This window comes from Acetobacter garciniae, from assembly GCF_017377735.1.
Lineage (GTDB): Bacteria > Pseudomonadota > Alphaproteobacteria > Acetobacterales > Acetobacteraceae > Acetobacter > Acetobacter garciniae.
Window position 1 is genome coordinate 297,648 of the sequence record NZ_JAFVMH010000001.1, and the last position, 13,602, is coordinate 311,249.

Below are 13,602 nucleotides of genomic sequence, written 5' to 3' on the forward strand. Positions count from 1 at the left end.
CATGACCGCCAAGCCCCTGACGACCGGCCCCGGGAGCGCCAGCGCCCGTGCCAAAAGTGCTCGTCCCCGTCCCACCCATGGCCACCCCGCCCGGGCCGGTTCCGGGGACGACGGTTCCAGGCGGGCTGACGCGGCGGCGGAGTCTGCGGGTCCTGCTCAGGCACCGGCTGCCACGCGGGCTTCTGCCGAGTCCGTGCGGGGGGTGGATCTTTTTCTGGAAATGCTGGCAGCCGAACGGGCTGCCGCCCCCAACACGCTGGCCGCCTATGGGCGGGATATGACGTCCTGCGCGCAAAGCCTGGCCGCACAGGGGCAAAGCCTGCTTGGTGCGACGGCGGATGGGCTGCGCGCCTGGCTGGCCGATCTGGCGGGGGCGGGCCAGTCCAGCCGTACGGTGGCGCGCAGGCTTTCGTGCATCAAGCAGTTCTACCTGTTCGCGCTGCGTGAAGGCCTGCGGGCGGATAACCCCGCCGCCAATCTCGACAGCCCCCGGGCGGGCACGACCCTGCCGCGCTTTCTCTCCGAATCGGAGGTGCTGGCCCTGCTGGATGCGTGCGATGCAGCCCCCGATGCCTCACCCGCCAAGCACCGGCGCGGGCTGGTGGCCCGGGCGGCACTGGAACTGCTGTACGCGTCGGGCCTGCGAATCTCCGAACTGCTGGGCCTGCCACGCCAGGCAGTGGCGGGGGACGGGCGCATGATGATGGTGCGGGGCAAGGGCGGGCGGGAACGCCTTGTCCCGCTTTCGGAAACTGCGCGGGATGCGGCAAAGGCCCTTCTTGCGGCGGACGCCCCCCTGCACAGCCCCTACCTGTTCCCCGGCCGGGTTCCCACGCAGCCGCTGACCCGCCAGGCCTTCGACCGGATCCTGCACGATGTGGCCCTGCGCGCCGGCTTGGACCCTTCACGCCTGTCGCCCCATGTGCTGCGGCATTCCTTTGCCACGCATATGCTCAACCATGGGGCCGACCTGCGGGCGTTGCAGGTGCTGCTGGGCCATGCGGATATCGCCACGACCCAGATCTATACCCATGTGCAGGCCGAACGGCTGAAACAGGCTGTGGCGGCACACCACCCCCTCGCCCGGCAGGGGCCGGAAGCGGGGGCGGGGGTAAAAAACCGCCCTGATCGCTAGTTTTCGCTAAAAAAGCGCATGAACGACATGTTTGGACGCATGAAGTGACTTGGTTTTCAACCGCGTTGTGCTAATCGGCATTGCATGCGTCAGTTCCTTGATTTTGAAAAGCCCGTCGCCGAACTTGAGAACAAGATCGACGAACTCCGGCAGATGACCGACCCCGAAGGGGTCAATATCGAAGAAGAAACAGCCCGCCTTTCCGACAAGGCGGAAAAGCATCTGCGTACCATCTATGCCAAGCTTACGCCGTGGCAGAAGGTGCAGGTGGCCCGCCACGCGCAACGCCCGCACACGCAGGATTACATCGATGCGCTGGTAAGCGACTTCACGCCCCTGGCGGGGGACCGGCTGTTTGGTGACGACAAGGCCATTATCGGCGGCATGGGTCGGTTCGACGGCATGCCGGTAATGGTGATCGGCACCGAACGCGGTTCGGACCTGGAAACCAGGCTGCGCCATAATTTCGGCATGGCCCGGCCCGAAGGGTACCGCAAGGCCCAACGCCTGATGGCGCTGGCCGGGCGGTTCGGCCTGCCGATTCTGACCTTTATCGACACAGCCGGTGCATGGCCGGGAATCGATGCCGAACAGCGCGGCCAGGCAGAGGCCATTGCCCGCTCCATCGCCGCATGTTTCGATGCCCCCGTGCCGCTGGTGGCGACCGTGATCGGTGAAGGCGGGTCGGGCGGTGCGGTGGCCCTGGGTGCGGGGGACAGGGTGTTCATGCTCGAACACGCCATCTATTCCGTGATCTCGCCCGAAGCCTGTGCCTCCATCCTGTGGCGCGACCCCAAGCAGGCCAGCACGGCGGCGGAAACGCTGCGCCTGACTGCACAGGACCTTCAGCGGCTGGGGCTGATTGATCAGATCATTCCCGAACCCGTTGGCGGTGCCCAGCGCGACCCCCAGGTGACCATGGCTGCCGTGGGCCAGGCGGTGGCGGGTGCGCTCAAGGAACTGGTGCCGCTTGCCCCCCAGCGCCTGAAGGAATTGCGGCGCGAAAAATTCCTGGCCATGGGGCGCGAAGCCCTGCACTGAACGGCCTTGCGATCGCGTTCATGATCGACCCCGCCTGGTGCTGACCGGGCGGGGTTTTTTTTATAAGCGGTAATCGATAAAACCGGCGGGGCGGGGCCGCTGGGGCCCTGCGCATTTTTTTCAGGGCGGCGGCTCTCCCTGCTGGGGGGTGCCGCCCTTTTTTTCGATCAGGTCGTGGATATGGGCCGCCGCCTGGGTCACGGCGTCCCTGTCCTGTCCCTTGGCCACCAGGGCCACGCCGTACCGTCCATCGCCCCGGTGGAACGGGTAGGAGCCGATATCCAGGTCCGGGTATTGGGCCTGGATGGCCTCCAGCCCTTCGGCCAGGGCCCCTTCATACAGCGAGGTTACATGCCAGGTGAGGGAGAACACCGGCTCACCCGGGCGCAGGGTGGGGGCCAGTTCCTCGAACATGGCGCGCATGATGCGGGGCACGCCCGCCAGCACATGCACATTGCCGATGGTAAATCCCGGTGCAAGGGAGACCGGGTTGCGGATGGGGGTCGCGCCGCGGGGCAGCTTGGCCATGCGCTGGCGGGCGGCGTTGAACTCGGTCTTGCGGAAATAGTCTTCCAGCAGCGCGAAGGTGGGGGGGTGGATTTCCCACGGCACGCCAAAGGCTTCGGCCACGCAGGGGGCGGTGATGTCGTCATGCGTGGGGCCGATCCCCCCGGTCGTGAACACCTCGTCATAGGCGGCGCGGATTTCGGTGACCGTTTTGATGATGGTCTCCCGCACGTCGGGAATGACCCTTACCTCGCGCAGGGGAATGCCCAGTTCCCCCAGGTTCTTGGCCAGGAACTGGATATTTTCATCGCGCGTGCGGCCGGACAGGATTTCATTGCCTATCAGGATAAGGGCGGAGGTGCGGCGCATGATCGGGGAAAATCCTTTCCTGGACGCTGGGGGAGTGAGAGACAAGGCAGAGCCGGGCATAATTTCGCCCAGAGGATGAAACGGCAGGCGGGCGCGGTCAATGGTGGTAAAAAATGGGAGCCATCCGCCCGTGATCGCGTTTTTGGATTGACCCGGGGCAGAGCAGTTCATAGCTTCCGCCCATGTCTGAAAGCCAAACAGCTCCCGTGTCCGACCTTCCACGCGCCTGGCCTTTCGAGGAAGCGCGCAAACTGGCTGACCATGTCGCGCAGCGCGACACGGCAAGTGCCGGGGGCGATGCCCGCCCCGCATTGCTCGAAACCGGTTACGGCCCGTCGGGCCTGCCCCATATCGGCACGTTTGGCGAGGTCGCCCGCACGTCCTGGGTGCGGCAGGCCTATACGGCGCTGACAGGCCGGCCTTCGCGCCTGCTGGCTTTTTCCGATGACATGGACGCATTGCGCAAGGTGCCCGACAACGTGCCCCAGCGCGAGATGCTGGAAAAATTCATAGGCCAGCCCCTGTCCCGCGTGCCCGACCCGTTCGGCACGCACGACTCGTTCGCGGCCCATAACAACGCCCGGCTGCGCGCCTTTCTGGACGGCTTCGGCTTCGAATACGAATTCGCCTCCTCCACCGATTATTACACATCCGGCCGGTTCGACGCGGCACTCAAGCGCGTGCTGGAAGTGCATGACGAGATTCTGGCCGTCATCCTGCCCACATTGGGGCCGGACCGCCGGGCCACCTATTCGCCCGTCCTGCCGCTGCATCCGCGCACGGGTGAGGTCATGCAGGTGAAGATGGACGCCATCGACCCGGTGGCGGGAACAGTGCGCTGGACCGATCCCGCCAGTGGTGAGGTGTTCGAAACACCCGTGACCGGCGGCCATGCCAAGATGCAGTGGAAGGCCGACTGGGCCATGCGCTGGTACGCGCTGGGCGTGGATTATGAAATGTCGGGCAAGGATCTGATCGACAGCGTGCGCCTGTCGGGCCGGATCTGCAAGATTCTGGGTGGCACCGCACCTGCGGGCCTGACGTACGAACTGTTCCTGGACGACAAGGGCCAGAAGATTTCCAAGTCCAAGGGCAACGGCCTGTCGGTGGAGGAATGGCTGCGCTACGCCCCGCCCGAAAGCCTGGGCCAGTTCATGTTCAACCAGCCCCAGCGCGCCAAGCGGCTGTATTTCGACGTTATTCCCAAAACGGCCGATGACTATCTGGCCCATGCCGAGAAAGCCTGCACCCAGCAGGCGCAAAACCCTACGGGGGCCGAACTGCGCGCCAACCCGGCCTGGTTCATCCTTAAAGGGCAGGTGGGGCCCCAGGCATGCAGCCCGGTGCCGTTCGGCATGCTGCTGAACCTGGCCAGTGTCGCCAATGCGGACACGCCCGAGGTGCTGTGGGGCTTCATTCGCCGGTACGATGCTGCGGTCTCGCCCGAGACACACCCCATGCTGGCCTGCCTGGTCAAACACGCGGTGGCCTATTACGCGGATTTCGTGCGCCCGGCCAAGACCTTCCGCGCGCCCACGGACATGGAACGTGCGGCCCTGGCAGACCTGGCGGAATGCCTGCGCGGTTACGAGGGAGATGCGCCCGATGCCGCCGCCTTGCAGAACCTTGTATTCGAGGTGGGCAAGCGGCACGGTTTCGAGCCCCTGCGGGCCTGGTTCGGCTGTCTTTACGAAGTGTTGCTGGGGCAGAAGGAAGGCCCGCGTTTTGGCGGCTTCGTGGCCCTGTACGGCGTGGGTGAGACAATCGCCCTGATCGATGCCGCGTTGCTGCGCGACAGGCAGGACTAAGGGCGGGGTTTTCGCCACCATGGCCCAGCCCCAAACGCCGTCGGACCCCACACCCGATCTGCATGGCGGGGAAACCGGGTGGAAAAAATGGCGCAAGCACCTGCCGCATGTGCTGGGGCTGGTGCTGATGGTGGCGGCGATCGGCGTGGTGCAGCACGAGGTGCGGCACCTGCGCCTGTCCGATATCCGCCAGGCCACGGCGGCCATACCCGCACCGCGCATCATGCTGGCGGTGGGCTGCACGCTGCTGTCCTATTTCGTGCTGTCCTTTTACGACCGGCTGGCCGTCATCCAGGTCGGCTATCGCAACGTGCCGTTCCGCCGGGCGGCATTTGCGGCGTTCTGTTCCTATGTCCTGTCCCATAATCTGGGGTTTTCGGCCATTTCGGGGGCCGCTGTGCGGTATCGGCTCTACCGGAACTGGGGGGTGGATTCCTTTGCCATAACCCAGATCATCGCCTTTTGTTCGGCCACCTACCTGCTGGGTGCGGCCGTGCTGATCGGCGGCGTGCTGATCTGGGAACCTGCGGTGCTGCCTGGGGTGGGTGCGCATGTGCCCGCAGCCGTGCTGGCGGTGATCGGCGCGCTGCTGTGGCTGGCGGTGGCCGCCTATATCGGGGTTGCGTTCAGGGTGCGGGAAGTGCGCTGGCGTACATGGGTGGTGGCGCTGCCATCCCCCGCCATGGCGGTCATGCAGACGGTCGTGGCCACGGCGGAGGTCGCGGCCACCGCCAGCATCGCCTTCGTGCTGCTGCCTGAAAATTCGGGCGTGGATTTCGGGTCGTTCCTAGCCATCTATATCGCGTCCTACACGGCGGGGCTGGTGGCCAGCGTGCCCGGCGGGCTGGGCGTGTTCGATGGCGCCATGCTGCTGGCCCTGGCCCCTTACATGAAGGCGCCGGCCATCCTGGGCATGGTGCTGACCTTCCGCCTGCTTTACTACATTATTCCGCTGTTCCTGGCGGGGCTGATGTTCGCGGGGCACGAACTGTTCCTGCGTGGCGATGCAGCGCTGGCGAAAAAGAAGGCGGCTGGCCTGTCCGGCCCCGCTTCCACGGTCCAGCGCAGGCCCAGCCAGGTCGTGCGCGAAAGCGAAGCGGCGTTTTCGGTCGCCGTGGCCACGGGCACGGTCTCGCTGTGCGGCTTGCTGCTGGTCTGCCTCGTGCTCATGGACCCGGTGCCCAAATTCGCCATCCTGCCCGACAGCCTGGCCTGGTTCGCCCAGGTCAGCGGCAACTACCTGCTCTCTCTCATGGGGGTGGCGCTGATCGGCATGGCGATCGGCCTGTCGCAGCGGGTGACATTGGCATGGCGCGGAGCCCTGGTGCTGCTGCTGGTGGCAACGGTGCTGACCTTCCTGCGCGGCAATACGGTGTTCGTGCCGATCATGCTCGGGCTTTCCACCCTGTTCATCGCGCCCTATCGCACCAGCTACTATCGCCATGCGCGATTGCTGAGCGAACCTCTGGCGGCATCCACATTGCTCAGCCTGCTGCTGCTGTTCGGCTGTGTCGTCACGCTGGCCACGCGCAACGGCGTGGGGGGAAGCTGGTGGCAACTGGTGCTGGCCGCGCAGCAGCACGGGGCGGCGCGCTGGACGGTGGCCCTGTCGGTGCTGCTGGCGCTGGTGGTGGTGGTGCGGCTGATGTGGCCGGGCAGGATCGCGGTCCGCCTCTGGACCGATGAAGCATATGAACAGTACCGTGCGCTGGCCCATGCCATGCCGGATGTGCTGGCCCTGCAACCCGAAGGGTTTGTCATGGGCGAGGCGGGGGAGGCGATGATCCCCTTTTTCGTGCGCGACGGCTTTCTGATCGGGCTGGGCGACCCCGCGGGGGGGGAAGATGACAGCATCTCCGCCATCTGGCGCCTGCGCGATCTGGCCTTGCAGGAGGGGCTGAAGATCGGCTTCTGGCGCGTGGGCGAGACATTTTTGCGCATTTACGATGACATTGGGTTGAGTGTATGGCCGCTGGAGGATGGAAGCGGGCAGAATTTCTGCTATCCCTCAAGCGATATTGCGCTGGCATCGCGCCTGGCGAAACTTTATGAGCAGCGGCCGGGGCCGGCAGGCGTGCCACCCGCCCACCTGTAATCAGGCGGCGGTCGGGTAAGGCCCGCTTTCAGGAATAGGGTTCGTGGCAGGTCCATGACGATGCATTTTCTCGATTTTTCCCTGAACGGCCTTGCGTTCCGCTCGGCGGCATCGTCTTTCCTGCTTGCCTTTCCCGCCCTGTTTTCCATCGTCAATCCGCTTGGCGCATCGCTGATCTTCGCCCAGGCCACGGCCGGCCGATCCCCGCGTGAAATTTTGGCGCTGGCACGGCTGGTGTCGTTCTATTCCTTCGTGCTGGTCATGGCCTCGGTCTGGCTGGGCAGCATCGTGCTTGCGTTTTTCGGCATTACGGTCAACGCGCTGCGCGTGGCGGGCGGGCTGGTCGTGGCGGTGCGGGCCTGGGCCCTGCTGCACAGCCCCGAAAGTGTGGAGGCGCAGAAGGAAAAACAGGCCCTGCAAGGGGGGCGCACGGTCATGGCACCCAACTGGGCGGATTCGGCGTTCTTTCCATTGGCCATGCCGTTTACCGTGGGGCCGGGCACCATAGCCGTGGCCATTGCCCTGGGGTCGGGCTGCCCGGCGGAAGACCCGTTCCTCGCATACGGCCTGGGGGTAAGCCTTGCTGCCATTGCCGTGGTGCTGATTGTCTGGGCTGCCTATTCCAGTTCCGAAAAACTGGTGTCCATGCTGGGGATCACCGGCACACGCATTGTCAGCCGGCTGGCGGCACTGGTGCTGCTGTGCATCGGCGTGCAGATCATGGCCGGCGGCGTGCAGGGCTTCGTGACCGATATCTGGTTGCATTTGTCCAAGGCGGGGACGGCGCGGAGCTAGAACAGCCCGGCCCGGGCGCGCGGTTTTATTCGCCCCGATGTCAGCCGTCCGCGTTAGGCAGGTACGCCGCACAATCCGGATACGCGCTATTCCGGCACAAGGGTCTCGACCAGATAGTCCTGCGCGCCCAGCACGGTTTGCAGCCTTGCCAGTATGGCCCGGGCCTGTTCGGCAAAACCGAAAGGCGGGTTGATGACCAGCAGCCCCGCGCCATTCAGCCGGTCCGGGTCATGCGGGGGGCGCATGAGCAGTTCGGCCACGATAATATTGCGCTGCCCCGTCCCCACCACGGCTGCATGAAAGGCGCGCACGGGGGTTCTGTGCTTGATGGGGTACCACATGGCCACGACCGCATTGGCAAAACGGGCCTGAATGGTCTGTAGCCCCTGGGCAAGGCGGGTGAATTCGTCGGGTTCCTCAAAGGGCGGGTCCAGCAGGATCAGCCCGCGCCGGGCGACCTTGGGGGGCAGCAGGGCGCGTAGCGCCTCATACGCGTCGCGCTCATGCACCGACACGTTGGGTGTCTGGGCAAACAGGCGGTACAGGGCGCGTTTGTCCTCGGGGTGTTTTTCGCAGCAGATCAACTGGTCCTGCGGGCGCAGCATGAACGACGCCAGAAGGGGCGAGCCCGGGTAGAAACGTGGCCCGCCCGCCTTTTTCACCAGCGCCAGCCACGGGGCCAGCGGGCTGGAAGGCCCTTCTTCGCCCAGCCTGCCGATTCCATCGTGCCATTCGCCCGTTTTTTCGGCTTCCTCGCGGTCAAGGTCGTAACGGCCGATCCCCGCATGCGTGTCCAGCACCATGAAGGGGGAGGGCTTGCGCCCGAAGGACTGCAACAGGCTGACAAGCAGGGCATGCTTCATGCAGTCGGCAAAATTCCCGGCGTGGTAGATATGTCTGTAATTCATGGGGTGGGGGCTACTGTTTCAAATCGGGTGGCCATGTCTTCAAGCGGCCAGCGGGGGCGGGGGCGCATGGCGCGGTCATCGGGCACAGGCAGGTGGCGTCGTGCGGCCTCCCGCCAGGTTTCAAGTGCGGCCCAGCCGACCATGACGGCGTTGTCCGTGCACAGGCGCAGGGGTGGGGCTGCAAAACGCACGCCTGCGCGGGCGGCACAGTCTTCCAGCCTTGCGCGCAGCACCGTATTGGCGGCCACCCCCCCGGCCGCGACCAGCAGGCGGGCCTGGGGCATCATGTCCAGCGCGTGTTCGATCCGGTCCGCCACCACATCGGCCACCGCCTGCTGGAAGGATGCCGCAAGGTCGGCTGCAAAACGGCGGGGAAGGGCGTCCTGCCCGTAGGGGGCCAGTTTCTGGGCGATGGCGGTCTTGAGCCCCGAGAACGAGAAATCGCATCCCGGCCTGCGCCACAGCGGGCGGGGCAGGGGAATGGCGGTGGGGTCGCCCTCGCGCGCCAGCTTTTCCAGTGCGGGGCCGCCGGGCCAGCCCAGGCCGAGCATTTTGGCCACCTTGTCAAAGGCTTCCCCCGCCGCGTCGTCTATCGTGCCGCCCAGCTTGCGGTACTGGCCCACGCCTTCCACCGCCACGCACTGGCAATGCCCGCCCGAAACCAGCAGCAACAGATAGGGAAAGGGAGCCCCGCCTTCCACCAGGCCCGGCAGGCGGGCCGTCAGGGCATGGGCCTCCACATGGTTGACCGCGACAAAGGGCACGTCCAGCGCCAGTGCTAGCCCCTTGGCAAAGCCGCTGCCCACGATCAGCCCGCCGATCAGCCCCGGGCCCGTGCTGGCCGCGACAAGGCCGATATCGGCGGGGTGCAGCCCGGCCTCGTCCAACGTCGCGCGCACCACGCCGGGCAGGAGGGCAAGATGCGCGCGCGCGGCGATTTCAGGCACCACGCCGCCAAAATGGGCATGCCCGTCCTGGGACACCACATGCTGGGCCAGGCAGGCGCCGTCGGGGGCCAGAATGGCGCAGGCCGTCTCGTCGCAGGAGGATTCGATGGCCAGAACAGGGCCGGGTGGTGCAACAGTCATGTCCGAGTGGCTCATGGACGCACCGGGCAAAAGCCTGTATCGTCAAGCCTGCAAAACAGGGGGAGAAGGTCGGAATGTCTTTCCGGTCGTGTAAGTTTGTCAGACCAGCCGGGCATGATCGCGTCTTGTCCTTTCGTGCTTGCCGGTAAATAGACACATCTTATGGAGCAAGCCCACCCCTCTGCCATGCCCGTGTCTTCCGCCTTGCAGGAAATCGCGGCCGAAGCCCTTACCCGCCAGAAAAAGCCGGGGGGCCATTCCGGCCGTCATTCCCTGCCGTTACGCGTGGGCACGCGCGGTTCCCCCCTCGCACTGGTGCAGACCCGCGCGTTCCTGACCACGCTGACCCGGTTCTGCCCGGTCCTGCGCGATATGGGTGCGTTCCAGGAACACCAGATCAACACCACCGGCGACCAGGTGCAGAATCGCCGTCTGGCGGAAATTGGCGGCAAGGGCCTGTTCGCCAAGGAAATTCATGAAGCGCTGGCCGATGGCCGCATCGATTTCGCGGTCCATAGCCTCAAGGATCTCGAAACCACGCTCCCGCCCGGCCTGGTGCTGGCCTGCACCCTCAAGCGCGAGGATGCGCGTGACGCGTTGATCCTGGGCCCGGGCCTGACCCCGACCGACCCGGACGATCCCTATTCCGCCCTGCCGCAGGGTGCGCTTGTGGGCTGTGCGTCGGTCCGGCGGCAGGCGCAGATGCTGCATGTGCGCCCGGACCTGCAATTCGGCCTTCTGCGCGGCAACGTGCAGACGCGACTCGACAAGCTGGCGGCCCGCCAGTGTGATGCCACCCTGCTGGCGCTGGCCGGGCTCAAGCGCCTGGGCATGGCCGAACGGGCCAGCGTGGTGCTTGCCCCCACCCTTATGGTGCCCGCCGCAGGCCAGGGTATTGTCGGCGTTACGGTGCGTGAGGACGATATCGAACTGCGCGAACTGCTGGCCGCCATCGAGGATTACGAAGCCCGCGCCGTGGCCACGGCCGAGCGCGCCCTGCTGGCGGAACTCGATGGCTCCTGCCGCACGCCCATCGGCGGTTACGCGCAGCTTATTCCCGTCGTGGCGGGGGATGCGCCTGAACTGCACCTGACAGGACTTGTCGCGCGTGAGGACGGGTCTTTCCTGCTCAAGCGCACCATCAGCGGCGCGCCGGAAGATGCGCAGCGGCTGGGGCGTGCACTGGGTGAAAGCCTGCGCAAGGACAGCCCGGCCGATATTTTCGAGGATTCCGGGCAAGCCTGACGCATGCCCCGGCCAACCAAGCCCGGTCGCCCTTCGGGTGGCCAAACTGGCCGCCAGCCCCAGGCTTCACCGCGCCCACGCCAACCCGGCCCGAACGCTCCTTCCCCCCGCACGCCTTCGCCCGATCGAACCCCGGTCTTGCACGGGGGGCAGGCCGCTCAGAACCCCGTGCTGGGCGTTCTTGTCACGCGGCCGGAGCCGGGGTTGAGCGAAACCATTGCCGCCGTTGCCGCTGCGGGGTGGCAGCCTTATGCCTCACCCGCGCTGGTCGTGCGGCCTCGCCTGCTGCCGCCTTTGCCATGCCCGCCTTGTGCCGTGGTGCTGACAAGCGGGCAGGCCGTGCCATGTGCTGCTGCCTGCCTGCCACTGGAAACCCCGCTCTTTGCCGTGGGGGCAAGGACCGCCGCGCGCGCCAGGCAGGCTGGCTTTTCGCAGGTCCATAGCGCCGATGGGGACGCCACGGCGCTGGCAACGCTGGTGATGCGCCAGCGAACACCGGCGGATGGCGCGTTGCTGCTGCTCTGCGGGGCGGCGCAGGGGCAGGATCTTGCCAGCCAGTTGCGCAAGGCGGGGTTTCGTGTCCTGCGGCGTATCGCTTACGAGGCACGGCCTGCGCAAAGCGTTGGGCCGCAGGCCGAGCAGGCGCTGGAACAGGCAGACGTTGCGGCTGTGCTGTTTTTTTCCGCACTCAGCGCGAAAAGCTGGCTGGCCGCCCTGCCGCCCGGGCAGGTCAGAAGCACGGCCCTGGCGGCGCGGGCCGTGGTGATATCCGCCAATGTTGCCACGGTCCTGCACGCGGCGGGCTGGGCCGGGCCTGTGGCGGTGGCAAGCCACCCCGACGCCCCGTCAATGATCGCGGCCCTGGGCCGGGTGGCGCCCTGCGCATAGGCCGCGCCTGTCAGAGGTTGTTTCGAAAGTCGGCGGCTGAGGGCTGGCGAGGGATTTTTTGGCCTGAATAAGGCGAATTCGAAGCCACGATGCGGGGCATCGGGGCAGGAAGCCAACGCATTCAGGCCGGAAAAGACCCGCTCAGACCGACCCGACTGACTTTTGAAACAGTCTCTAAGGATGGTGGGGTGCCAATGATAGTCGCCGTGGCAACCTGGCCCGCGGGATGGCTACCGTAATGGCCACAAGCCGCAGGGCATAAAAAAAACCTCCGCACCGCGATGGCCGGAGGTTTTTTTTAAGGCGATAAAGCCTGGGGTCAGGCGTTGCCGGCAGCCTGCGGGAAGTCGGCGCGGCGGGCCTGCCACAGGGCCACAAAATCGATCGGCTGCAGCACGATGGGGGGGAAACCGCCGTCACGCGTGACATCGCTGATAATGTTGCGGGCATAGGGGAAAATAAGCCGGGGCACTTCAACCAGCAGGATCGGCTCGACCAGTTCCTGGGGCGGATTGGTCAGCGTGACGACTGCGGCATAGACCAGTTCGGCAATGAACACCGTGCGGCCAGCCGGGCCATCTTCATTTTCCGGCGCTTCCTTCGCTTCGGTCTTGATGCTCAGGATGACCTCGTAAATCATCTGGTCGTCCTGCAGGCGGTTGGCCTGGACATCGATATTCACGCCGATCTGGGGCTGGCTGCGCAGCGTGGCGAAAATCTCGGCGCCTCCGGGCACCTCGAAGGAGAGATCGCGCGTATACTGCAGATTGATGGTCAAGGGCAGCGCGGGCGGGGTGGACTGGGCAGTTTCAGACATGGATGACGGTTTTCCTGCTGTCGGCTTTCATAACCCTTTCGCGGTAGCATGCCCGGGGAACTTCGCCAATAACCCATCCGCGCGGCAGGGGCGTCTGGGGCGGACAATGCGGCACGCAGCGGGGCGGTGGAAGAGCCTGTTGGCATGCCCTGACCGCCTGCAGGCGTATCATGTGCGGCCGGGGCTGGTGGCTTGACCGGCAGCGCCGCATAATCGGGGTGGTACTGCCGGGCCGCAGAGCACGACGCGCACAGCGGGTTTATGCAAGGGTGCGGCCAGGATGGGCTGGAACATGCGGAATGCCCTGCGAGAGCGCGCGTTCAAGAGCGTGTTCACGGAGCGTTCAGATGCGCGATCACGGGCGGTGGTGCATCCAGTCGCCATTTTCCATGCTGCGCCCGCTCAGTGCGAGCAGGAACCACCAGTGCGAGATCACCAGAATCCGATCGTGCTCGCGTTCGCGGGTCATGCGCTGGTTGAAGGTCTGGGCCCGCTCATGCAGGATACGATCCGGCTCGGGCGGGGGGGACCACCAGTCCTCGCTCAGGGTGCTGAAATCCAGCTTCGGCCAGGTTCGGGCAAGGACCGATGCCGGCGTGCCCTTGTCGCATGAATACATGCCGCGTTCGCGGATGATGGGCGTAATCTCGGGCGTGATCCCCAGCGTTGCCGCAATGGGGGCTGCCGTCTGGAGCGTGCGCGTATAGGGTGAAACCAGGATGCGCGTAATGCCCAGACCGTGCATCTGCCGGGCAAGCTGGGTGGCGTGGGCCTGCCCCTGGGGCGAAAGGGCGGGGTCGGGCGTACCCGGGTCGCGGCCTTGAAGATCGTAGAGCCGGTTGAATTCGCTTTCGCAATGTCGCAGGATAATCATGGATAGAGTCTGTTCATGGTATTATGACCGTA

General features: G+C 65.7%; 12 protein-coding genes. 7 read left to right on the plus strand and 5 right to left on the minus strand.

Features of this window, described 5'->3' with window-relative positions; translation table 11 throughout:
* Position 1 precedes the first annotated feature (1 nt).
* Positions 2–1,135, plus strand: a complete 1,134-nt coding sequence (locus tag J2D77_RS01335; RefSeq protein WP_207844339.1) for a site-specific tyrosine recombinase XerD — start codon at positions 2–4, stop codon at positions 1,133–1,135.
* 84 nt (positions 1,136–1,219) lie between these two features.
* A complete protein-coding gene (locus J2D77_RS01340; protein WP_207844341.1) occupies positions 1,220–2,176 on the plus strand; it encodes an acetyl-CoA carboxylase carboxyltransferase subunit alpha in 957 nt (318 codons plus the stop codon).
* Positions 2,177–2,296: 120 nt separating this feature from the next.
* Here J2D77_RS01340 and J2D77_RS01345 read toward each other — a convergent pair whose 3' ends face one another.
* Complete coding sequence (locus tag J2D77_RS01345) at positions 2,297–3,052, minus strand: competence/damage-inducible protein A (protein ID WP_207844343.1); 756 nt, start codon at positions 3,050–3,052, stop codon at positions 2,297–2,299.
* A 182-nt stretch (positions 3,053–3,234) separates the two neighbouring features.
* On the opposite strand from J2D77_RS01345, the gene J2D77_RS01350 reads away from it, so the two are divergent.
* From J2D77_RS01350 to J2D77_RS01360, 3 genes are read left to right on the plus strand one after another with little or no spacing between them, the layout of a single operon-like run.
* Positions 3,235–4,860 (plus strand): lysine--tRNA ligase, encoded by a 1,626-nt coding sequence (locus J2D77_RS01350; protein WP_207844345.1) that lies wholly within the window; start codon positions 3,235–3,237, stop codon positions 4,858–4,860.
* Between the two features lie 19 nt (positions 4,861–4,879).
* On the plus strand, positions 4,880–6,955 hold the full coding sequence (locus J2D77_RS01355; protein ID WP_207844347.1) for a lysylphosphatidylglycerol synthase domain-containing protein: 2,076 nt from the start codon (positions 4,880–4,882) through the stop codon (positions 6,953–6,955).
* 54 nt (positions 6,956–7,009) lie between these two features.
* A complete protein-coding gene (locus J2D77_RS01360) occupies positions 7,010–7,750 on the plus strand; it encodes a MarC family protein (RefSeq protein WP_207844349.1) in 741 nt (246 codons plus the stop codon).
* Between the two features lie 86 nt (positions 7,751–7,836).
* On the opposite strand, the gene J2D77_RS01365 is transcribed toward J2D77_RS01360, so the two are convergent.
* Both J2D77_RS01365 and tsaD read right to left on the minus strand, forming a co-directional pair.
* A complete protein-coding gene (locus J2D77_RS01365; protein ID WP_207844351.1) occupies positions 7,837–8,658 on the minus strand; it encodes a 23S rRNA (adenine(2030)-N(6))-methyltransferase RlmJ in 822 nt (273 codons plus the stop codon).
* On the minus strand, positions 8,655–9,746 hold the full coding sequence (tsaD, locus tag J2D77_RS01370) for a tRNA (adenosine(37)-N6)-threonylcarbamoyltransferase complex transferase subunit TsaD (RefSeq protein WP_230975389.1): 1,092 nt from the start codon (positions 9,744–9,746) through the stop codon (positions 8,655–8,657). Before tsaD ends, J2D77_RS01365 begins: the two co-directional genes overlap by 4 nt.
* 162 nt (positions 9,747–9,908) lie before the next feature.
* On the opposite strand from tsaD, the gene hemC reads away from it, so the two are divergent.
* Positions 9,909–10,991 carry a hydroxymethylbilane synthase gene (hemC, locus tag J2D77_RS01375; protein WP_207844355.1) on the plus strand — a complete coding sequence of 361 codons (1,083 nt, stop codon included), beginning with the start codon at positions 9,909–9,911 and terminating at the stop codon, positions 10,989–10,991.
* Between the two features lie 3 nt (positions 10,992–10,994).
* Positions 10,995–11,879 (plus strand): uroporphyrinogen-III synthase, encoded by an 885-nt coding sequence (locus J2D77_RS01380; RefSeq protein WP_207844357.1) that lies wholly within the window; start codon positions 10,995–10,997, stop codon positions 11,877–11,879.
* A gap of 319 nt (positions 11,880–12,198) precedes the next feature.
* Here the strand turns inward: J2D77_RS01380 and secB are convergent, their stop codons facing one another.
* The gene (secB, locus tag J2D77_RS01385) at positions 12,199–12,696 is read right to left on the minus strand and encodes a protein-export chaperone SecB (protein ID WP_207844359.1); all 498 of its coding nucleotides are present in this window, start codon (positions 12,694–12,696) and stop codon (positions 12,199–12,201) included.
* Positions 12,697–13,051: 355 nt separating this feature from the next.
* Entirely contained in the window at positions 13,052–13,570 is a 519-nt protein-coding gene (locus J2D77_RS01390; protein WP_207844361.1) for a histidine phosphatase family protein, read from the minus strand.
* Between the last annotated feature and the right edge of the window lie 32 nt (positions 13,571–13,602).

Bases quoted from the DNA above. Each gene is read 5' to 3' on its own strand.
- J2D77_RS01335 (WP_207844339.1), top strand. From the start codon at position 2: ATGACCGCCAAGCCCCTGACGACCGGCCCCGGGAGCGCCAGCGCCCGT.
- J2D77_RS01340 (WP_207844341.1), top strand. From the start codon at position 1,220: ATGCGTCAGTTCCTTGATTTTGAAAAGCCCGTCGCCGAACTTGAGAAC.
- J2D77_RS01345 (WP_207844343.1), bottom strand. From the start codon at position 3,052: ATGCGCCGCACCTCCGCCCTTATCCTGATAGGCAATGAAATCCTGTCC.
- J2D77_RS01350 (WP_207844345.1), top strand. From the start codon at position 3,235: ATGTCTGAAAGCCAAACAGCTCCCGTGTCCGACCTTCCACGCGCCTGG.
- J2D77_RS01355 (WP_207844347.1), top strand. From the start codon at position 4,880: ATGGCCCAGCCCCAAACGCCGTCGGACCCCACACCCGATCTGCATGGC.
- J2D77_RS01360 (WP_207844349.1), top strand. From the start codon at position 7,010: ATGACGATGCATTTTCTCGATTTTTCCCTGAACGGCCTTGCGTTCCGC.
- J2D77_RS01365 (WP_207844351.1), bottom strand. From the start codon at position 8,658: ATGAATTACAGACATATCTACCACGCCGGGAATTTTGCCGACTGCATG.
- tsaD (WP_230975389.1), bottom strand. From the start codon at position 9,746: ATGACTGTTGCACCACCCGGCCCTGTTCTGGCCATCGAATCCTCCTGC.
- hemC (WP_207844355.1), top strand. From the start codon at position 9,909: ATGGAGCAAGCCCACCCCTCTGCCATGCCCGTGTCTTCCGCCTTGCAG.
- J2D77_RS01380 (WP_207844357.1), top strand. From the start codon at position 10,995: ATGCCCCGGCCAACCAAGCCCGGTCGCCCTTCGGGTGGCCAAACTGGC.
- secB (WP_207844359.1), bottom strand. From the start codon at position 12,696: ATGTCTGAAACTGCCCAGTCCACCCCGCCCGCGCTGCCCTTGACCATC.
- J2D77_RS01390 (WP_207844361.1), bottom strand. From the start codon at position 13,570: ATGATTATCCTGCGACATTGCGAAAGCGAATTCAACCGGCTCTACGAT.